The following is a 21,051-nucleotide window of genomic DNA, read 5'->3' as shown; positions in this document are numbered from 1 at the left end:
GGGGCATGGATGAGGTGGAATTCATGCGGGGCAGGGTCTACGGCGCCGATCACGACAACCCCGGTCCGCGGACCGGCCGTGTCTACGCACAACTGGTGGGCGGCCCTCTGGACGGTCTGCTCCTGGACGTCACCGACCTCACCGAACTGGAGCGCGGCCGGGGGGTGTCGCTGGCGACGGAGATAGGCCGCTACGGCCCGGGCGGCCGCTCCGCCTACTCCCCACGGCCCGGCGACCCCCGCCGCTTCGACTGGCGGGGCGACGTGCCCTGACGTCGCCTCGCCCCGGCGGCGTGACGCCACCGCCGGGGCATCGGCCACTGACCGGCGAGCGTAATGATCCGTATCCGGTGAACGCGTGAATCGGTCCGGAAGCAAAGTGGAATGGAATGGGATCCGGGCCAATCCGCCGACCGTGCGGTCCCGGATTACCGACGTGAGCGACGAAGAGAAGAAACCGCGGAATCCCGGAAGCAGGACACGGCTCGGGCTGAGTGCGCTGAGCGGTCTCCTGGCGGGCTTCGCCGCGCTCGCCGTCGCCGAACCGGTGGCCGGGTCGGTACGTCCACAGGCGGGCCCGGTCGTCGCGGTCGGCGCAGCGGCCATCGACCGTACGCCGAGCGCCGTGAAGGACTGGGCGATCCGCAACTTCGGCACCGACGACAAGCTGATCCTCCAGCTCGGCATCCTCGCCGTACTGGCGCTGTTCGCCCTGGCCCTCGGCATGTTCGCCCTCCGGCACCGGCGTACGGGGGCGGCGGGCGTCCTGGTCTTCGGGGCCGTCGGAGCGACGGCGGCCACCAGCCGGCCCGACTCCACGAGCATCACCGACGCCCTCCCCTCAGTCCTGGGGGCGGTCGTCGGCGCGGGGCTCCTCTACGTCCTCGTGGGCCGCCTCCCGGCGCCGCCCCGGGACGTGCCGGCGGCACCGGACGCGGCACCGCGAGGGCACGGTGAAGGCTGGGACCGGCGCGGTTTCGTGATCGCGGCGACGGCCGCTGCCGCCGCCTCGGCCGGGGCGGGCGCACTGGGCCGGGTCCTGAACGGTTCCAGTGGCCAGGAGGCCGTGGCCTCTCGCAAGAACATCGACCTGCCGCCGCCCGACTCACGCGCCCCCGCGGTGCCCCGGGGCGCACAGGCCAGGGTCGCCGGTGTCAGCCCGTTCATCACGCCCAACGGCGACTTCTACCGGGTGGACACCGCCCTGGTCGTCCCCAAGGTGGACGCCACGGCCTGGCGGCTGCGCATCCACGGCAAGGGGGTCACCCGGGAGAAGACCCTGACCTTCGACGACCTGCTGCGCCGCGAGCTGATCGAGCGGGACATCACCCTCACCTGTGTGTCCAACGAGGTCGGCGGCCCGTACGTCGGCAACGCCCGCTGGATCGGCGTGCGGCTGGACGGCCTGCTGAAGGAGTGCGGCGTTCGGCCTCCGTCGGCCGGCGGCCCCGCCGATCAGCTGGTGGCCCGCTCCGTGGACGGCATGACCATCGGCAGCCCGGTCGAGGACGTCATGGACGGCCGCGACGCGATGCTCGCCATCGGTATGAACGGCCGGCCCCTCCCGTTCGACCACGGATTCCCCGTCCGCATGCTCGTCCCCGGCCTGTACGGATACGTGTCCGCCTGCAAGTGGATCAAGGACATCGAGCTGACCACGTTCGACGCGTACGACTCCTACTGGGTCAAGCGCGACTGGGCCCGTGAGGCCCCGATCAAGACCCAGTCCCGGATCGACACCCCGAAGCCGTTCGCCCGGCCGAAGGCGGGCACCGTCATGGTGGCCGGCGTCGCCTGGGCCCAGCACCGCGGCATCGACAAGGTCGAGGTGCGCGTCGACGACGGGCCCTGGCAGGAGGCCACCCTCACGGCCGAGGACTCGCGCGACACCTGGCGCCAGTGGTCCTACGCCTGGCAGGCCGCCAAGGGCGGCCACACCCTCACCGTGCGGGCGACCGACCGCACCGGCGAGGTGCAGACCGAGAAGCGCACCCGCACCGTTCCCGACGGTGCCAGTGGATGGCACTCCGTCGTGGTGACGGCCGAGTGACTCACCAGATCAACCACCCTTCCCCCTCAACTCAGGCGGCAGTAGCCGGGCAATCCCACAGGAGTAACAGCATGCGGACCCGCGTCCGCCGCATCGCCGTCACCGTCGCCGTGGTGGGGGGTCATGGCGCCCAGGGCGTCGGCGGCGCCGATCCCGTCGGGTGCACCGACCCCGCCGTCCTGCCGCTCACGCTGAGCGCCTGCTCCGACGACGGCGGTGACTCCGATGCGGGCAGGACCTCATCCCGCTCAGTGCCCGGACTGCAGGGGCTGGGGGGCGCTGGGGCTGAGCGTGTGCCAGGGGTGCACGGAGTGGCGGAGGAAGCATCCTGAGCAGGGCGTATGTCTGCGCTGTCGTCACACCGGACATCTCAACTCCGATCGTCTGTGCCGGGCGTGTCTGCACGCTGTCCGGCTCGACGCCGACGCCGCGTGGGTCACCGACCCTGAAGGCGCCGGCCCGCGTAGCCGCCAGCTGATGTTCCTCTACTACGGCCTCGCCCCCACCCAGCCGCTGAAGAAGTACGGCAGGCGCACCGGCCGCACCGGCGTCGATCAGCGCGAGCGGCTGCACTGGGTGGAACACCTACGCGCGGCCGCGGCCCCCACGCGGGACGACCCTGCGGTCCTCCCGCCCACCGTCCCGGGGCAGTTGCCGCTCTTCCCCGTCCGCCGGATGCGAACGTCACCGCCGCTGGCCGGTGACGACCAACCCGCATCCGCTGATCAACCGATGGACCGCGGTAGACACCACCCGCTCGCCCATCGGTACCACGCTCACCGCCATCTTCCGGCCCACCGGACTCACGATGCCCACGCTGCGACATGACCGGATCCGGGACGAGGCGTTCGAGGTCGACGACCCGCTCCACCTGATGCGCTGTTCGGCATCTCCTCTCAGACCGCAATGCGATACATCACCGCGACCCACCCCGAGCGCACCGCGCAGCTGCCCAGGTAGTGGGCCGCCACGCGGCGCACGGTGGGCGGTCGCCCATTACGCCAGCAGGAGGTCGTCATCCCCGTTTCGCCGACCAGCCGAAAAGAGCGGCACGAAACAGCGTCGGCCGTCCCGCCCCGTCCAAACGGCCCCGGCCGTTGTGGTCCTACGGCACGCGCAGCATCGGGACAGTTGTCGGTCTTCTGCGCCAGGTCGTACACCTCAGGGTCCCCGGCGTACGCCTGAGCCGTTTCGGTGGAGAAGAGCATGACCAACCCCGCGAAGGCAGCGACCGTCGAGAAGAGTCTGCGGAGTTTGATGTGAACAACCTTTCGTAAGGGAGTCCGGAAGGGAGTTCGGAACGTTTCAGGGTTGTGTCTCGGCCCTCTTATGCGTACGTGAGGGCGCCTCAGTGTCGCGTCGAGACCGCACTTCTCTGGACACGTTCGAGACGGCGGGCCTTGACGCGCCGGGCGGGGTGGGCGGGGTCTTCGCCGGCGCCCGCCACAGGGGTCCGCGCGGCGCCGGGGGGCGGGGAGAGCCGCTCGGCGATGTCGGCGAGGGCATGGTTGTCCGGCCCCGCCGCGATGTGGAAGTGCGACGGCTTCACGGGGGAGAGGTCGCCGCCCCAGACGACCGTGCCTTCGCAGTCCAGGAGGATGTCCCGCACGATCAACTCGTGATGCGGCCACAGCCCTTCGGACCCGCCGAGCGGATACGCGGCGGGATGGAGGCAGAGGGCGGTCCCCGAGAGATAGTTCGACTCGTACGCCGCGGCGACGGCCCGACTGGTCGTATGCCCGCTGGCGCCCCCGCCTTCGCCCGTGTCGAGCGGTGCGATCTCGTAGTGCCAGCGCCGCGCGACGTGCAGCAGCACGGCGGCCGCGGGACCGTCCCGCAGCATCACGGCGGCCGACGCCCCCTCCACCTGATGCCGACTGACGGCACCGGGATCGATGCTCCAGCCGTTCGCGGATCGCTGCCCGGTCCACGGGGCCCGCTTCCCGGACGACGCGTCCGGCGCGGCGGCGGCCGATGCGGTCTGGCCGATCCAGGCGGCGGCGACGGTACCTGCGCCGGCGGCGAGGACGCTCCGCCGCGTGAAGGTGCGACTCACGCCGATTCCCCTTCCATACGTCGGGTGATGACGGTGTGCATTCCCTCGACGAACGAGTCGATCTGGTCCGAGGGGATCCTGTCCGGATGCTGGTCTTCGTCGGCGGGCAGGAACTTCCACTTGGCCAAGTCGAAGAAGGACCAGGGCTCGAAATCCAGCAGCACATTTCGCACCGCCGCCCGGAACGTGGCGGCGCTGCCGCCGAACCGGCTCTCGTAGAAGTGGGTGAACCGCTTCGCCGAGCGGTTCGGTCCATCCCAGAAGTGATACGTGAACAGGGCGTCGGACAGCAGCCGGTCGTCCCCGCCACCGGGCTCGCCGTCAGTGCCGAACAGGATCTGGGAGATGTTGTGGGCGTCGACGTCGGCGATGAGGTTGTCACTGCCGAACCGGGATTCGACCGTGGCGGATCCGACGACCTGGACGCAGAAGTCCTCGCCGGACATCGAGCGGTGGTTCTCACGCCACTGCGTGTAGGCGTTGAGGATGTCCCCCGCCCATCCGCAGCCTTCTCCTATCGTCACGTCGGTGCCGCTGCCGGGGTGGGCGTAGTGGCCCTCGGCGGCGGCGCCGAAGTGCGCGATGGTGATGTTGTGGTTCGCCCGCGGGTCGTAGTAGGTGAGCCTGTCTTCCGGCCTTATGCCCTCGGCCGCGCAGGCATCCGTGACCTCCTGCCAGATGGCGCCCAGGACGGCCGCCCATATTCGCTCGCGGTAGTTCGGTTCGGCGGACCGCAGGAAGGCGAGCGTCGCGTCGATCACCGAACCCCGGGGAGGACCGGAGCCCATGGTGGAGATGACGCCCTCGACGCTCTTCACGAAGTCGATGTACCCCCGCAGACTCTGATCCCGCTGGCCTGCGGAGTCGAGTCTGGACGCCCCTTGGTCGCCTGCCCACCGCCAGACGTTGGCGTCGAGGCCGTAGCCGGCCTGGAAGTCGTACTCGCGGATCTGGTTGAACGACCAGTTGTGCGGCATCGGGTAGCCGAGGTTCCCGGAGTATCCCCACGACATGCCCGAGACGAACGACCAGCGGGCACCGGCCTCGCGGGAGACGCGCTCGCAGACATTGCGGGTGCCGTACACGCCGAAGACGTAGCGGGCGCCGCTCCTCTCGAGGGCTGTGCGTACGCCGTGGAAATAGGGGACAACGTTCGAGGTGATCTCGTGGTCCTGGGCGTCGTAGTCCACGGCGAAGTAGATGCAAGTGCCGTGCGGGATGCCGTGCTCCCTGGCCTTGGCATCGGCCTTGAGCCCCTGGTCGTACCCCTTTGCCTTGTTGAAGTTGAACAGCTGGGTGCCGTTGTACTGGAACAGCGGGAACAGCCGGAGCCCGCCGTTGATGATGTCCTGCGCCTCGCCGGGCTTGAGCGCCTTGCCGAGGTAGTGCTCGTCGTCGGGGTCGAGGTGCTCGTCCAGGTACCGGCCGATGATCAGGTAGCGACTGTTCCGGAGGGCTTGGGCGCGTTCCATGCTTGTGTACGCGGCGGTGTCGCAGCCGAAGGCATCGCGCATGGTGTCTCCGCAGGAGACGAGCAGCTGGGCCCAGGTCTGGAAGTTGTAGTTCTCGGCGTCGGTCGGGATTTGGGAGAACCTCTGGAAGGTGTGCACCCAGTCCTCGATGACGGACCAGAGGGTGTCCCCGAGCACGTTCTCTGGGTGGAAGTGGACGGCGCTGCCATTGCTGTCCCAGGTGGGGGAGTTGAACCAGCAGGCGGCATGGAACAGCACTCGCAGGTAGTAGGGCAGGTCGTCGCCGGTGCCCTTGGTCCGCAGGGCCTGCTTGGTACCGTCGCCGAAATTGCCGTTGATGGTGGCCTTGTCCAGACCGAGCTCGTACTGGACGGCCAGCATCAGCCCCTGCTGCACATCGCGCGAGTAGATGCCGTCGGTCGGCACCAGGTTCATGGCGGGGATGCGGATCTGCTGGACGTAGCGCCGGTTGAGGTGCTGCTGGATGAGCTTGGTGGTGCTGTTGCCTCCGGGCACGGTTCGGAACTGGTCCATGCGCAACAGGGAACGGGTGACGCGGGCCCACAGGTCTGCGTCGAGGGGCTCGCGATAGTCGATACCGATGTCGTTGTAGAGCTCGGCGAGGGAGGTCCTGGCTCTCAAGTCCCATATGGCGGGATGCGCCGGGCCGTAGTAGCCCTTGCACCACAAGGCGGCGCTGTAGATGCGGATGATGTTCTGGTTGGTCTCCTGGTCGGGGAACAGGTGGCGCTGTCTCACCGCCGCAACGGTGCCCGGCCCGAAGTTCTTTACGGTGGGGGAGATCCCCAGTTCGTGCTGGAGTGCCTGGGTGAGGCAATCCACCGTTGCCCAGCCCGTTTTGCCGTTCGGCTCGCACGGCACGTAGCCGGGTGCGTTCGCGTAGGTCGCGTTGACCCACTGCTGGGCGGCTAGAATGTCGGGGTCCTCTGACATGTACATCCTCCATGGTTCAAGTCCGTCGCCCAGCGCGATGGGCGGTGTGCCGGTGGGGAAGCGCGGGGAGCGGTCCGGCTGTGGCTCGGCTGCGGCTTCGGCGGGGTCGGGAACGGGCCGGCCTCCGGCCTTCGCGGCACGGGAGCCCGTGAGGGGACGCGGTCCTTCGACCGCAGCGACGCTGCACGCCCGTTCACGGCGGCGCTGAAGGGGTTCACCCGTTCCGAGCCCGCCCCTGGCGTGCGCGGTCATCGCCGCGCACGGAGCGCCGGCGTGTCAGAGCCGACTGCATTCGTCAGAGCCCATGGGTGTGACGGGCTTGTAGTACCAGGCGAGGGCGTTGCGCGTCTGTGGTCCGTAACCGCCGTCCACCGAGATGTCCTCCTCGGCCTGGGCCCGCTTGAGCGCGTCCCGAGTCCGCGGCCCGAATTGCCCGTCCACATCGAGCGATTCGTCATAGCACTCGTTGAGTGATGTCTGCAGAGCCCTCACTCCGGCGCCGGAGGAACCCAGCTGCATCGAACAGTTGAGACTCAGGTACGTGCCATCGCTCCAGGCGGGGATGCGCGCCTCCCCACGCCACTCGATGAAGCTCTTGGAGCTGATGTACGTCGAATTGCAGCCACTCGCGGCCGTGGCCGGCCCGGCGGTGCCGGCCACGGCCGCGCCGGACAGCAGGGTCACCCCCACGGCGAGAGCCGCTCTGGTGCGGAGCATGCGCTGGATCTTCATCGTCGCCTCGTCCTGTCGCGTCCGTCGTCGGCCTCGCCCGGAAACCGAGCGAGGCAGCCCTCGCCCCTGGAGGGAGGCAAGCCGGGGGCAGTTCTCCCAGCCGCACGACAGGCAGGTCAACGTCCCTGAAGGTCAACGGGACACGGAGACGCGAGACTTGCTCCGACCTGCGACGATCCGGCGTGATGGGACGGGGGTGGGATGGGGATGGACACGACGGCCCGTTATCGTCCCCGGTAACATCTGCCGGGAGGTGCGGAGCGGTACGGGAGGACGGAGACGGGTGGGGGGCGACGGCCAGGGAGGAGAGCTGGCCCGCGAACTGGGCGCGCTGAAGAACGGTTCGAGGCTCACCTTCGAAGCCCTCGCGGCCCGTACCGGCGTCAGCCGCTCCTCACTCCACCGGTACTGCACAGGCGCGGCCGTACCCACGGAGTTCGCCGTGGTGGAGCGCATCGCCAAGGTCTGCGGCGCCGACCGGCAGCGGTTGCTGGCCCTGCACACCATCTGGGTGTGCGCGACCGAAGAGCCGTCACGGGCGACCGACCCGGTTCCGGTCCCCGATCCGACCGCCGCCTCTGCTCCCGTTCCGCCACCGACGGTGGGAACCGACAGGGAAGCCCATCCCCTGGCCCACGTACCAGAGTCCCCCGTTCCGGCCGCGTCCCCTGCCTCGGCACCGGAGCCGCCCCTCTCCTCACCGGCCGAACGACGACGGTTCCGCAGGACGGCCACGTCCCTCGCCGCGCTCCTGACCGTCACGACGCTGATCACGGCGCCGCTGCTCTCATCCCTGAACACCGCCGAGCGGGGTCTGCTGCTCTCCGAAACCTGTCCGAGCTCGGTCGGGCTGGGCCAGCAGAGCGAGTGCGTCAAGGAGGTCCAGCGCCTCCTGCGGTCTGCCGGCGCCGCCGGCACCGAAACCCACGGTCGCTACACGCACGACGTCCGCCGCCGGGTCCTGGCCTTCCAGGCTCTCGCCGGTGTGCCGCCCAACGGCGTGGTGGAGGAAGCCACCGCCCGAGCCCTCTACCGGGGCGGCGTCTCCCTGGCCACATGGAGCCCCGACCAGGTCGTCCGGCACATCCGAACGACCTTCCCCGAAGAACCGGAGCAAGCCGTACGGATCGCCGACTGCCGGTCGCTCCTCGATCCCCTGTACGTGATGTCCGACGGGAGCGCGTCCCGCACGTGGGGGGTCTTCCAGCTGACCGAGGAACAGATCGGTCAGCTCGGCGGCACGCCCGCGCAGGCCATGAACCCCGCCTGGAACATCGAAGCGGCCCGACGCATCTGGTCGAGAACGCGGGACTTCTCCGCATGGCCGGATTGCCTGGTGTCCATCCCCTGACTGCCACAGGAAAGGCGGGCACCCACGCGGGGTAGGGTTCCCCGAACGTCCGTACGACGGACTGATCGGGGAGGAAATGAGATGTCCGGCAAGCGAGTCGACGATCCTGTGCATGCTCTGGCAGAGGCACTGCGAGAGCTCAAGGAACGCACACCGCACAGCTACGACACACTCGCCTCCCGACTGAACGTCAGCCGTTCCGCACTGCACCGCTACTGCACCGGGAGGGCCGTACCGCCCGATTTCCAGGTCATCGAACTCCTGGCGAGACAGGCGGAGGCCCAGGACCGGGAGATCTCCGAGCTGTACCGCAAGTGGGACCTGGCCAGAGAGAGCCAGCCGGACATCAAGGACCCCGCGGCACAAGGACGGGCAGGCCCCGCCACCACAGACGAGGCGGCGCAGTCCCACGAACAGGAGCCCTACAGTCAGGAGCCACGCGCCGACGCGCCCACCGGCGCAGCCCCGACCGCTCCGCTCCTCACCGCCGAGGAGGAGCAGCCTCTGCCGGCCGCCTCTCCCCCGGTCATGGAGCCGTGGCGCCGAGGCCCCTGGATCTCGGCGGGTCTGGCCGTGGCCGTACTGCTCACCGCCGTGATCACCTGGAACGTCCGAGGGATGGTCGACGCCGGAGAGCAGCGGGCCGCACCGCCCTCCGCCGCGGCCTCCGCCACCGCTCGTCCCGGGTCCGGCCGAAAGCTGTTCGGCCCCGAGTGCGGCAGTCAGATCACCATGGGGCAGCACGACGACTGCGTGGTCGAGGTCCAGGAACTCCTCGTCGACCACGGCGCGAAGGTGGCCGTCGACGGACAGTTCGGCCCGGAAACGCTCCGCCGGGTGACAGCTTTCCAAGTACTCGCAGGCCTGGACGCCGACGGACTGGTAGGCCCCCGGACGAAGGAGGCCCTCTATACCTCCGACGTCACCATGACCACCTGGACCCCGCAGCGGGTCACCGAACGCATCCGACAGGTCTTCACCGAGGCACCGGACCTCGCCGTTCGCATCGCCGACTGCCAGTCGTTCCTGGACCCCCTCCACGTCCTCCCCAACACCGACAGCAGCCGGAACTGGGGCGTCTTCCAGATATCCGACGCCAGGCTCCGCGATCTGCGCGGCACCCCCTTCGACGCCTTGGACCCGGAATGGAACATCGAAGCGGCACACCGGCTCTGGGCCCAGCACAAGACCTTCGAGGACTGGCCGAACTGCCTGGCCGCAGCCCGCAAAGCAACACCACAACCCCACACCGCCACACCCTGACGACCGCGCTCCCGGCAGCCGACTGCTGCCGTTCGGTCCTGCGCGAGGGTCCCGTTCCGGGGAAGGCCAGGCGGGTCCGGGCCGGAGGCGGCATGGCCGCCTTCCGCTCCGCCCCCGGCCACGCGGCGCGGAAGGCGGGAAAGTTCCGCTCTGTCGGTCACCGGCCTCGGGGAACATCGGTACAGCGGTTATCGGCGGGAACGATCACGGTCCGATCGGTGCGAGCGTGCTGACGCGGTTCTCGTCCTCGCGACGGGCCTTGCGCTGGGCCGGAACACCAGGATGCCCTGGCCGCCGTCGAGCGGCTGGCAGCGGTCAAGAAGCTGACGGTGCACGGCGGTGACGCGCAGGGTGTAGCCCTGGCCACGCCGCACGGTCACCCCCTGGTCGAGCGCCGCTCGCTCGGCGGGCTCCGGCTCGGCGGTGTGGAGGAAGTCGGCGACCTTGCCCGGCATGTGGAGGGCAACCGGCAACTCCGGGGCAGAGGCGTCCTCCTCGACGGCGATGTGGTCGGGCAAGAGGTCGGCGACGGTTGTGCGGATCGCGCCGCGGCTGACGCCGTGGTCGCGGGCGAGGACCGCGATCGAGCGGTCCTCCAGGTACGTGGTGCGCACGTCGACGCTCTTGTCGGCCGTCACGGCGGGGCGGCGTCCGCCCTTGCTGCCCTTGGCCTCGGCGGCGCGCAGCCCGTCGTAGGTGAGCTCGCGCTGGAGGTTGCGCTGGAGTTCGCCGGCGGCGGCGGCGAGGGTCCGCACCATGAACTTCACGGTGGACGCAACTCGCCGGTCGCCTAGCGGACCGACTCGTACCGGTCGGGCAGGCGGCTCTACCGGGGCGGCGACTTCGGTCGCCGGCTGCCGGACGGGAAGTTGGAGTTCCTCGGTCGCGAGGACACTCAGGTCGAGATCCACGGGTTCCGCATCGAGATCGGTGAGGTCGAGAACGCGCTGCTGCGGGTGGACGGCGTCCGCGACGGCGCGGTCGTGGTGACCGGCCCGGAGGGCTCGCCGACGAGTTCGGCACGGCCGAAGACGGCCAGGAGGAGCACCGGCCCCCGCGGGCCCCGACCGAGCGGCGGCTCACGGCGGCATGGGGGGCGGTACTGGGCGTACCGCCCGAACGGATCGGCCGGGGCGCCGACTTCTTCGGGCTGGGCGCCGCCTCCCTGTCGGCCGTACGGCTCGCGGTCCGGCTGGACCGGGCGATCTCCCTGCGCGACCTCACCGGCCATCCGGCACTCGCCGAACCGGCCCTGCTGCTCGACACCCGGACCGGCACCGGCACCGGCACGGCACCACCCCGCCCCCGGCCGAGCCCCGAAGACCACCTCCTGAGGAGAAACCCATGCTGTCCGCACTGGTCCGCCGTTTCGAGCGGGAGGGCTGGCTGCTCTCCCGTACCTACCACAACGAGATCGGCGCCACGCTGACCCAGTCGTTCGGCACCGAGGACCGGGGCGCCGTCGAGGCGTGCTGCCGCGCGAGCGCCATCGACTGGTCCTGGCAACCGGACGGCGCGCGGCCAGGACCGCGGCGTCCGCCGCCGACCGGCTCAGCAGGGGGCGACCGCGGCACGCCCGGCTGGGCTTCGTCGATGCGGGGCTGATCGCCCGTTACCTCCACACCTATCTCGAAGGCACCGGCTGGGCGTTCGACGCCATCGGCGTGCACGACGGGTCCGCCGACAGCTCGGCCGGCTTCCGGCCGCCACTGGTGCGCGTTCCGTCATGAGGCGCTGGAGGCCGGGCAGATGCCCGGCCCCCAGCGCTCGCGCGCGCGGCACGCCACCCGCGCCGGCCGATCCGATGCATACGACACTTTGTCCCCCCGGCGGAAAAAGAATCGAGATCTTGCGCGAAAGGGGTTACAGGTGCGGACCAATGCCGCTAACTTCCTTGAAATGAACCGGTCATAGACCTCTCTGGACCGGGCTCGACGGCGCGACGGCGCGCGCCCGTACTCCCTCACGGCAGGCCTCGCACGCCTGCCGCCACCCCACACTCCTCGGGAGAACTCTGTGCGCACGAGACCGCTCGGACACAGACGTGTCCGCTCCTTACTGCCGGCCCTGGCATGCGCCATCGCCCTGGCGCTGCCGATGAGCCCGGCCGCCGCCGCACCGGCGGACCAGGCCGCCGCCGTCCCGGCCGACCCGGGCGGCGGGGCCGAGGCCGCGGCCGCCGAGGAGTTCCAACAGGTCACCCTCGCCAAAGGCGTGGCCGAGACGGGCGAGCCCATGACGATGGCGGTGCTGCCCGACCGCGCGGTGCTGCACACCTCGCGCGACGGGACCCTCCGGCTGACCGACGCGGCGGGCACCACCAAGGTGGCGGGCAAGCTCGACGTCTACAGCCACGACGAGGAGGGACTGCAGGGCGTAGCCGCGGACCCGGGCTTCTCCGCCAACCGGTTCGTGTACCTCTACTACGCTCCCAAGCTCGGCACGCCGGCCGGCGACGCTCCGGCGGACGGGTCGGCGTCCGACTTCGCTCCGTTCGACGGGGTCAACCGCCTGTCGCGGTTCGTCCTGAAGGCCGACGGCACCCTGGACCCGGGCAGCGAGAAGAAGATCCTCGACGTGCCCGCCTCCCGCGGTCTGTGCTGCCACGTCGGCGGCGACATCGACTTCGACGCGGCGGGCAACCTGTACCTGTCCACGGGCGACGACACCAACCCCTTCGCCTCGGACGGCTACACCCCCATCGACGAGCGCGCCTCGCGCAACCCCGCCTACGACGCCCAGCGTTCGTCCGGCAACACCAACGACCTGCGCGGCAAGATCCTGCGCATCAAGGTGAACGCCGACGGGACGTACGGTGTCCCGTCGGGCAACCTCTTCGCGCCCGGCACCGCGAAGACCCGCCCCGAGATCTACGCCATGGGCTTCCGCAACCCCTTCCGGATGAGCGTCGACAAGGCCACCGGTACCGTCTACGTCGGTGACTACGGCCCCGACGCGGGCACCGCCAACACCTCCCGGGGCCCCGCCGGGCAGGTCGAGTTCAACCGGATCACCCAGGCCGGCAACTTCGGCTGGCCGTACTGCACCGGTGACAGCGACGCCTACGTCGACCATGACTTCGCCACCGGCGGCACGGGCGCCGCGTTCGACTGCGCCGCGCCCAGGAACACCTCGCCGCGCAACACCGGCCTGACCGAACTGCCGCCGGCCCAGCCCGCCTGGATTCCCTACGACGGTGGCTCCGTACCCGAGTTCGGGGGCGGCTCCGAGTCCCCCATGGGCGGCCCCGTCTACCGCTACGACGCGAACTCCACCTCCGACGTGAAGTTCCCCGAGGCGTACGACGGCGACTTCTTCGCCGGCGAGTTCGGCCGCCGCTGGATCAAGCGCATCGAGACCGGCGGCGACGGAACCGTGCAGTCCATCAACGCCTTCCCCTGGAGCGGCACCCAGGTGATGGACATGGCCTTCGGCCCGGACGGCGCCCTCTACGTCCTCGACTACGGCACCGGCTACTTCAACGGCGACGCCAACTCCGCCCTGTACCGCATCGAGCACGTCACCGGCGGCCACGCCCCGGTCGCCCAGGCCAAGGCGAACAAGACCTCCGGCACGGCGCCCCTCGCGGTGGCCTTCTCCTCCGCCGGCAGCTCCGACGCGGACGGCGACGCCCTCACCCACGCCTGGGACTTCGGCGACGGCGCCACCTCCACCGCTGCCGACCCCTCCCACACGTACACCGCCAACGGCCAGTACACGGCCACGCTCAAGGTCACGGACACGACCGGCAAGTCCGCCACCGCCTCCGTGCGGATCACCGTCGGCAACACCGCGCCCACCGTGCGGATCGACCTGCCCACCGACGGACGGGTCTACGACTTCGGCGCCGCGATCCCGTTCAAGGTGACGGTGACCGACCCCGAGGACGGCGCCGTGGACTGCGCCAAGGTGAAGGTCACCTTCATCATCGGTCACGACAGCCACGGACACCCGCAGACCTCGGCCACCGGCTGCACCGGCACCCTCCACACACTGGCGGACGGCGAACACGATCCCAACGCCAACATCTTCGGCGTCATCGACGCCGAGTACACCGACCGGGGCGCGAACGGCCAGCCCGCCCTCACCACCCACGACCAGCACATCACCCAGCCCAGCCACCGGCAGGCCGAGCACTACGGCGACTCCTCGGGCGTCCAGGTGGTCACCCACGCCCCCGCGCACGGCGGCAGGACGGTCGGCCACATCGAGAACGGCGACTGGATCTCCTTCAGGCCGTACGCCCTCGACAACACCACGGCCTTCACCGCCCGGGTCTCCTCGGGAGGCACCGGCGGGACGATCGAGGTGCGCGCCGGGTCCCCGACCGGCACCCTGCTCGGCACGGCGACCGTGCCGGTGACCGGCGGCTGGGAGACCTTCCAGGACGTGACGGCCGCACTGAGCGACCAGCCGGCCGGCTCCACCACCCTCCATCTCGTCTTCAAGGGCGGCGCCGGATCGCTGTTCGACGTGGACGAGTTCTCGTTCGGCACGACGGGAGGCGGCACCCGCACGGGCCCGGCCACGGGCGTCGCCGGCAAGTGCCTGGACGTGGACAACGCGGGCACGGCCGACGGTACGAAGGTGCAGCTCTGGACGTGCAACGGGAGCGCGGCGCAGGAGTGGACGGTCGGCGGTGACGGCACGTTGAAGGCGCTGGGCAAGTGTCTGGACGTCTCCGGTGGCGGCAGCGCGGACGGTACGCGGATCCAGCTGTGGACCTGCAACGGCACGGGCGCGCAGAAGTGGGCGGCCCAGCCGGACGGCACCGTGCGCAATCCGCAGTCGGGCAAGTGCCTGGACGCGTCGGGCGGTACCTGGAACGACGGGACGCCGGTCCATCTGTGGACCTGCCACACCGGCCCCAACCAGAAGTGGAACCTGCCGTAGAGAGGAGGCGACCGTACATGCGCAACCATCTGAAAGCGGCCCTCGGCCTGTTCGCCGGCGCCATGCTGTGCGTGGCCCCGCAGGCCACGGCCTTCCCCGGTGCCGCCGCCGGCGACACCGTTCGCACCACCGCCCAGGCGGGCCCGGACACCGCGGCACGGGTCGCGGCGGACCCGGCGTACAAGATCCTCGTCTTCTCCAGGACGGCGGGCTTCCGTCACTCCTCGATCGACGACGGCGTCGCGGCCCTGCGGGACCTCGGCACGGCGAACAACTTCACCGTGGACGCCACCGAGGACCCGGGGACCTTCACCACCGGGAATCTCGCCCAGTACAAGGCGGTCGTCTTCCTGTCGACGACGGGCGACGTGCTGGGTGACGCCCAGCAGACGGCGTTCGAGAGCTACGTCAACGACGGCGGCGGATACGTCGGCATCCACGCGGCCGCCGACACGGAGTACGACTGGCCCTTCTACGAGGGACTGGCCGGCGCCCTCTTCCACTCCCACCCGGCCATCCAGCCCGCCACCGTCGAGATCGAGGACCGGGCGCACGACGCCACCGCGCACCTGGGCGGCACCTGGCAGCGGACCGACGAGTGGTACAACTACCGCACCAACCCGCGCACCACCGCCCATGTCCTGGCCTCGCTCGACGAGTCCAGCTACGCGGGCGGGAACATGAACGGCGACCACCCGATCGCCTGGTGCAAGGACTACGAGGGCGGCCGGGCCTTCTACACCGGCGGCGGCCACACCGACGAGTCCTACACCGACCCGGCCTTCCGCCGGCACCTGCTCGGCGGTGTCCGCTGGGCGGCCGGGATGACCAACGCCGACTGCCGCCCGGAGAGCGGCTACACGCCCCTCTTCGACGGCTCCGGCACCACCGGCTGGCAGCAGGCCGGCCCCGGCGGGTTCATCCTTGCCGACGGCACCCTCACCTCCCACGGCGGACTGGGCCTGTTCTGGTACTCGGCCGAGGAGTTCACCGGCGACTACTCCCTCAAGCTGGACTGGAAGGCGTCCGGGGACGACAACTCCGGTGTCTTCGTGGGCTTCCCGGCATCCAGCGACCCCTGGTCCGCGGTGGACAACGGCTACGAGATCCAGATCGACGCCACGGACGCGGCCGACCGCACCACGGGCGCCGTCTACGGCTTCAAGTCGGCGGACCTCCCCGCTCGCGACGCCGCGCTGAACCCGCCGGGGGAGTGGAACACGTACGAACTCCGCGTCACCGGAGAGCGGCTGGAGATCTTCCTCAACGGCGTGAAGATCAACGACTTCACCAACACCGACCCGGCACGGAGCCTGCGGCAAGGACACATCGGGCTCCAGAACCACGGAGACGGCGACGAGGTGGCCTTCCGCGACATCCGCGTCAAGCGGGACGGGACGCCGCCGACCGGCCCGCGTTCGGGCCCGGTGAAGGGCGTCAACGGCAAGTGCCTGGACGTGGACAACGCGGGCACGGCCGACGGTACGAAGGTGCAGCTCTGGACGTGCAACGGGAGCGCGGCGCAGCACTGGACGGTCGGCGGTGACGGCACGTTGAAGGCGCTGGGCAAGTGTCTGGACGTCTCCGGTGGCGGCAGCGCGGACGGTACGCGGATCCAGCTGTGGACCTGCAACGGCACCGGCGCGCAGAAGTGGGCGGCCCAGCCGGACGGCACCGTGCGCAATCCGCAGTCGGGCAAGTGCCTGGACGCGTCCGGTGGCACCTGGAACGACGGGACGCCGGTCCATCTGTGGACCTGTCACACCGGCCCCAACCAGAAGTGGAACCTGCCCTGACCGAGTCCGCAGGGCAGCAGACCCGGTACGTCCCGCTCATCCGTGAGCGGGACGTACCCGTTTCCCGCGAGATCCGATCCCGTCCCCCATCTTGACGTGTACGCGGCGTCATGGGTTCATGGGAGCGCTCCCATGCAGCAAGCGCTTCCCCCCCACCGACTGGAGGCACCGTGCGCACGACACCACGCGAACCCCGGCAGCGCCTCGTGACCCGCCTGCTCACCGCGCTGGCCGCCCTGATCGGTCTGGCCGTCCTCGGCGCCCTCTCCCCGGCCGTGGCCCTGGCCCAGCCGCTCGGTGCCCGGGCCGCGACCGGCCTGCACATCAGCGACGGCCGGCTGCTGGAGGGCAACGGCAACGACTTCGTCATGCGCGGGGTCAACCACGCCCACACCTGGTACCCCGGCGAGACGCAGTCCCTGGCCGACGTCAAGGCGCTGGGCGCCAACACCGTCCGGGTCGTCCTGTCCGACGGTCACCGCTGGAGCGAGAACGGCCCCGAGGACGTGGCCGCCGTCGTCGACCGGTGCAAGGCGAACCGGCTGATCTGCGTACTGGAGGTGCACGACACCACCGGCTACGGCGAGGAAGCCGCCGCGGGCACGCTCGACCACGCCGCCGACTACTGGATCGGTCTCAAGGACGTGCTGGCCGGCGAGGAGGACTACGTCGTCGTCAACATCGGCAACGAGCCCTGGGGCAACACCGACCCCGCCGGCTGGACGGAGCCGACGATCGCGGCGGTCAAGAAGCTCCGCGCCGCCGGCTTCCAGCACACGATCATGGTGGACGCGCCCAACTGGGGTCAGGACTGGCAGGGGGTCATGCGGGCCGACGCGCAGTCCGTGTACGACGCCGACCCCACGGGCGACCTGATCTTCTCGATCCACATGTACAGCGTCTACGACACCGCCCAGGAGATCACCGACTACCTGAACGCCTTCGTCGACGCCGGACTGCCCCTCCTCATCGGCGAGTTCGGCGGCCCCGCCGACCAGTGGGGCGACCCGGACGAGGACACCATGATGGCCGCCGCCGAACAACTCGGCCTGGGCTATCTGGCCTGGTCCTGGAGCGGCAACACCGACCCGGTCCTCGACCTCGCCGTCGACTTCGACCCCAGCCGGCTCAGCTCCTGGGGCGAGCGCGTCTTCCACGGCACCGACGGCATCGCCAGCACCTCGAAGGAAGCCACGGTCTACGGCAGTGGCGACCCGGACGACACCCAGGCCCCGACGGCACCCGGCACCCCGACCGCCACCGCCACCACGGACACCTCCGTCACCCTCGGCTGGACCGCCGCCACCGACAACGTGGGCGTCACCGGGTACGACGTCGTCCGGGTCGGTGACGGCGCCGAGACCGAGATCGCCGCCGCCCTCACCAACACCGCCACCGTGACGGGCCTCACCGCCGACACCACCTACACCTTCGCCGTCTACGCCCGCGACGCGGCGGGCAACCGCTCGGCCCGTTCCGCCACCGTGGACGTCACCACCGGCGACGGCGGCAGCACCCCCGGCGCCTCGTGCTCCGTCGGATACCGCGTCGTGGGCGAGTGGCCCGGCGGCTTCCAGGGCGAGATCGTCGTCCGCAACACCGGCACCGCGCCCATCAGCCCGTGGACGCTCGCCTTCGCCTTCACCGACGGCCAGACGATCACGAACATGTGGGGAGGCACCGCGACCCAGGAGGCCGGCGCGGTACGCGTCGTCCCCGCCTCCTACACCTCCACCATCCCCGCCGGCGGCACGGTCACCCTCGGGTTCACCGGGGGGAAGGGCGGCACCAACACCGCTCCGACCCGGTTCAGCCTCGACGGGGCCGCCTGCACCACCACGAAGTGAAACGGAGTGAGGGACCTCACCACGACACCTCGCGGACGTCGGCCCGGCTCCGCGGCCGCGTCGTCGCGGTGACCTCCGACCGGTGACGGCTCGCCGAGAAGGTCACCGTCAGCGTCTGCGGCTCGCTCTGCTCCGTACTCACCGTGAAGCCCCGGTTCGGCACCGCCGAGACCAGGCACACCCCGCTGTCGCCGAACCGCACGGTCGCCTTGCCGCCCTCGGACGGCACCGTGTACACACCTGCCCCGCCCTCCTCGCACCCCGGGTCGCCCCCGCCCCTCGGAGAGGGCGGGGGCGTGGTGCGGGCGGTCGGTGTCGGCGTCGGCCTCGGCTCGGGCGGCTTCTCACTCGTACGGGACGGTGTCGGGCTGGGCTTTTGGCTGGTCGCCGACGGGCTGGGGGAGGGCTTCGCGCTCTCGGACGGTGCGGGCCGGGGGGACGCCGGGAGGTCCTTCGGCGCCGACTGCGCGACCGGCGCGGTCGGCCGGGTCGAGCCCACCACGAAGTGGATCGTGATGATGACAGCCGTGACACTGGCTGCCGTGCACGACAGCCAGATGATCAGGTAGCGCAGAAGGCGGGACACGACACCATAGTGACGGACCGGCTAACGTGCCTGCCCATGGCCTCCGTACTTGTCGTCGAGGACGACCCTGTGATCCGGGCCGCGCTGATCGAGGTCCTGACCGGACACGGCTACGCGGTGAAGACCGCACACCAGGGTTTCGAGGCGCTGCGCGAGATCACCCAGAGCCCGCCGGACATCGTGGTGCTCGACCTCGGGCTGCCCGACCTCGACGGTCTCGACGTGCTGCGGATGATCCGGGGTATCTCCCGCGTCCCGGTGCTGGTCGCCACCGCCCGCGACGACGACACGGAGATCATCCGGCTGCTCAACGCCGGGGCCGACGACTACATGGTCAAGCCCTTCTCCGGCGGGCAGCTCGCCGCCCGGCTCGGCGCCGTGCTGCGCCGTTCCGTCCCCGCCGACGTCCGCGCCGCGCGGCGGCCCGTCGTCCAGGTCGCCGACCTGCGCATCGACCTCACCGGGCGCACCGCACACCTCGCCGGCCGGGAACTGCCCCTCACCCGCCGCGAGTTCGACCTGCTCGCCTACCTGGCCGCCAACGCCGACCAGGTCATATCCAGGCAGCGGATACTCGCCGAGGTCTGGCAGCAGCCGTACGTGGAGGACCAGACGGTGGACGTCCATCTGTCCGCACTGCGCCGCAAAATGGGGGAGAAGGCGCGAAAGCCCCGCTATCTCCACACGGTCCGCGGTATCGGCATCAAGTTGGTCAGCTCGCCATGAGACGCGCCCTCGCCGGGATCGCCCTGGCCGTCACCTCCATGGTGGCGCTGTCGTTCCTCATCCCGCTCGCCCTCCTCGTCCGCGAACAGGCCCGGGACCGGGTCACCACCGCCGCCGAGCAGCGTGCCTCGGCCCTCTCCCCGGTGCTCGCCCTCACCACCCGGCGCGCCGACGTACAGCAGGCCGTCGCCGAACTCGGCTCGTCCGACCAGCTCGTGGTGCGGCTGCCCGACGGCGGCTTCGTCGGGCGGCCGCACGCGCCCGAGGACGCACTCGACCGGGCCGTGCGGGGACGCGAGACACTCGCCGTCGACACCGCGGACGGCTGGGTCTACCTCCAGCCCGTCGTCCTGCGGGGCGACCGGGTCGCGGTCGTGGAGGCCTACGTGCCCGCCGCGGACCTCACCCGGGGCGTGGCCGCGTCGTGGGGCGTGATGGCCCTGCTCGCGCTGGGCCTGGTCGGCGGCTCGGTGCTGGTCGCCGACCGGCTCGGCGCCCGCGTCGTCCGCTCCTCCCGAGGCCTCAAGAGCGCTTCGCTCGCCCTCGGCTCCGGTGATCTGGACGTACGGGTCGAACCGGACGGCCCGCCCGAGCTCCAGGAGGCCGGTGTGGCCTTCAACACCATGGCCGACCGGGTCGTCGACCTGCTCGCCGTCGAACGTGAGCTGGTCGCCGACCTCTCGCACCGGCTGCGCACCCCGCTGACCGCCCTCTATCTGGAGGCCGACCGGATGGGCGCGACCCCGAGCGCCCGGCGGGTCACCGAAGCGGCCGGCCAGCTGGAGAGCGAGCTCGACTCGATCATCGCGGCCGCGCGCACACCCCTGGCCGCTGCGCAGCACGGCGGTGCCGGGGCGGGCCGGGCGAAGCCGTGCGACGTCGCCGAGGTGGTCGCCATGCGCCTGGACTTCTGGTCGGTCCTCGCCACCCAGCAGGGCCGTCCGTGCGAGCGCTCCCTGACCCCGCGCCCGGCGCCGGTCGCCTTCCCCGAGGACGACCTCGCGGCCGTCGTCGACGCCCTGATCGGCAACGTCTTCCGGCACACCCCGCAGGGCACCGCCTTCGCCGTCCGGGTGGAGCGGGCGGAGCGGCACGTGTTCCTCACGGTCGACGACGCCGGCCCGGGCGTGGCGGACCCCGAGGCCGCGCTCACCCGGGGCGTCAGCGTCGGCGGCTCCACCGGCCTGGGCCTGGACATCGTGGCCCGGGCGGCGCGCGCGGCGGACGGCGAACTGACGATCACCCGCGCGCCGCTGGGAGGCGCGCGGGTGCGGGTGTCGTTCGTACTCGCCGGCGCGAGCGGCGCCGCGGGCGGGGTGCGGTGAC

General features: G+C 70.9%; 17 protein-coding genes and 1 pseudogene. 13 read left to right on the top strand and 5 right to left on the bottom strand.

The genetic code is table 11. The annotated features are described in order from the left end of the window. Nucleotides 1-5: 5 nt before the first annotated feature. Nucleotides 6-272 (top strand): hypothetical protein, encoded by a 267-nt coding sequence (locus tag ACIQ6R_RS15200; RefSeq protein WP_404179100.1) that lies wholly within the window; start codon nt 6-8, stop codon nt 270-272. Nucleotides 273-435: 163 nt separating this feature from the next. After that, entirely contained in the window at nt 436-2,049 is a 1,614-nt protein-coding gene (locus ACIQ6R_RS15195) for a sulfite oxidase (protein WP_404221575.1), read from the top strand. 1,348 nt (nt 2,050-3,397) lie between these two features. On the opposite strand, the gene ACIQ6R_RS15190 is transcribed toward ACIQ6R_RS15195, so the two are convergent. From ACIQ6R_RS15190 to ACIQ6R_RS15180, 3 genes are all read right to left on the bottom strand, one after another. Then, entirely contained in the window at nt 3,398-4,105 is a 708-nt protein-coding gene (locus ACIQ6R_RS15190) for a hypothetical protein (RefSeq protein WP_404221573.1), read from the bottom strand. Continuing rightward, nucleotides 4,102-6,531 (bottom strand): glycoside hydrolase domain-containing protein, encoded by a 2,430-nt coding sequence (locus ACIQ6R_RS15185; RefSeq protein WP_404178685.1) that lies wholly within the window; start codon nt 6,529-6,531, stop codon nt 4,102-4,104. The genes ACIQ6R_RS15190 and ACIQ6R_RS15185 overlap by 4 nt, the downstream gene beginning before the upstream one ends. A gap of 276 nt (nt 6,532-6,807) precedes the next feature. Then, nucleotides 6,808-7,263, bottom strand: coding sequence for a peptidoglycan-binding protein (locus tag ACIQ6R_RS15180; protein WP_404221571.1), 456 nt, complete (start codon nt 7,261-7,263; stop codon nt 6,808-6,810). 283 nt (nt 7,264-7,546) lie between these two features. On the opposite strand from ACIQ6R_RS15180, the gene ACIQ6R_RS15175 reads away from it, so the two are divergent. Together ACIQ6R_RS15175 and ACIQ6R_RS15170 are read left to right on the top strand one after the other, a co-directional pair. Then, a complete protein-coding gene (locus tag ACIQ6R_RS15175) occupies nt 7,547-8,614 on the top strand; it encodes a helix-turn-helix domain-containing protein (RefSeq protein ID WP_404178691.1) in 1,068 nt (355 codons plus the stop codon). Between the two features lie 81 nt (nt 8,615-8,695). Further along, on the top strand, nt 8,696-9,877 hold the full coding sequence (locus ACIQ6R_RS15170; protein WP_404221569.1) for a helix-turn-helix domain-containing protein: 1,182 nt from the start codon (nt 8,696-8,698) through the stop codon (nt 9,875-9,877). A gap of 188 nt (nt 9,878-10,065) precedes the next feature. Here ACIQ6R_RS15170 and ACIQ6R_RS15165 read toward each other — a convergent pair whose 3' ends face one another. Further along, nucleotides 10,066-10,635 (bottom strand): resolvase, encoded by a 570-nt coding sequence (locus ACIQ6R_RS15165; protein ID WP_404221567.1) that lies wholly within the window; start codon nt 10,633-10,635, stop codon nt 10,066-10,068. Between the two features lie 344 nt (nt 10,636-10,979). On the opposite strand from ACIQ6R_RS15165, the gene ACIQ6R_RS15160 reads away from it, so the two are divergent. From ACIQ6R_RS15160 to ACIQ6R_RS15135, 6 genes and pseudogenes are all read left to right on the top strand, one after another. Next, complete coding sequence (locus ACIQ6R_RS15160) at nt 10,980-11,306, top strand: acyl carrier protein (protein WP_404222175.1); 327 nt, start codon at nt 10,980-10,982, stop codon at nt 11,304-11,306. Further along, nucleotides 11,222-11,482, top strand: a complete 261-nt coding sequence (locus ACIQ6R_RS15155) for a hypothetical protein (protein ID WP_404179112.1) — start codon at nt 11,222-11,224, stop codon at nt 11,480-11,482. Before ACIQ6R_RS15160 ends, ACIQ6R_RS15155 begins: the two co-directional genes overlap by 85 nt. Continuing rightward, nucleotides 11,398-11,580: pseudogene (locus ACIQ6R_RS15150) on the top strand (2,3-diaminopropionate biosynthesis protein SbnB); the annotation flags it as partial. The gene ACIQ6R_RS15155 and the pseudogene ACIQ6R_RS15150, both read left to right, overlap by 85 nt. 313 nt (nt 11,581-11,893) lie before the next feature. Continuing rightward, a complete protein-coding gene (locus ACIQ6R_RS15145; protein WP_404221565.1) occupies nt 11,894-14,770 on the top strand; it encodes a carbohydrate-binding protein in 2,877 nt (958 codons plus the stop codon). 17 nt (nt 14,771-14,787) lie between these two features. After that, nucleotides 14,788-16,566 (top strand): ThuA domain-containing protein, encoded by a 1,779-nt coding sequence (locus ACIQ6R_RS15140; RefSeq protein ID WP_404221563.1) that lies wholly within the window; start codon nt 14,788-14,790, stop codon nt 16,564-16,566. A gap of 170 nt (nt 16,567-16,736) precedes the next feature. After that, nucleotides 16,737-18,413, top strand: a complete 1,677-nt coding sequence (locus ACIQ6R_RS15135; RefSeq protein WP_404221561.1) for a cellulase family glycosylhydrolase — start codon at nt 16,737-16,739, stop codon at nt 18,411-18,413. Nucleotides 18,414-18,429: 16 nt separating this feature from the next. Here ACIQ6R_RS15135 and ACIQ6R_RS15130 read toward each other — a convergent pair whose 3' ends face one another. Then, nucleotides 18,430-18,651 (bottom strand): hypothetical protein, encoded by a 222-nt coding sequence (locus ACIQ6R_RS15130; protein WP_404178709.1) that lies wholly within the window; start codon nt 18,649-18,651, stop codon nt 18,430-18,432. A gap of 58 nt (nt 18,652-18,709) precedes the next feature. On the opposite strand from ACIQ6R_RS15130, the gene ACIQ6R_RS15125 reads away from it, so the two are divergent. The 3 genes from ACIQ6R_RS15125 to ACIQ6R_RS15115 are packed head-to-tail and all read left to right on the top strand — an operon-like array spanning nt 18,710 to nt 21,050. Beyond that, nucleotides 18,710-18,982, top strand: coding sequence for a hypothetical protein (locus ACIQ6R_RS15125; RefSeq protein WP_404178712.1), 273 nt, complete (start codon nt 18,710-18,712; stop codon nt 18,980-18,982). 53 nt (nt 18,983-19,035) lie between these two features. Next, nucleotides 19,036-19,725, top strand: coding sequence for a response regulator transcription factor (locus ACIQ6R_RS15120; RefSeq protein WP_404178715.1), 690 nt, complete (start codon nt 19,036-19,038; stop codon nt 19,723-19,725). Then, nucleotides 19,722-21,050, top strand: a complete 1,329-nt coding sequence (locus ACIQ6R_RS15115) for an ATP-binding protein (RefSeq protein WP_404221558.1) — start codon at nt 19,722-19,724, stop codon at nt 21,048-21,050. Before ACIQ6R_RS15120 ends, ACIQ6R_RS15115 begins: the two co-directional genes overlap by 4 nt. Nucleotide 21,051 lies beyond the last annotated feature (1 nt).

Source organism: Streptomyces sp. NPDC096048, from assembly GCF_044763415.1.
Taxonomy (GTDB): domain Bacteria; phylum Actinomycetota; class Actinomycetes; order Streptomycetales; family Streptomycetaceae; genus Streptomyces.
This window is presented reverse-complemented; position numbering and strand designations above follow the sequence as displayed.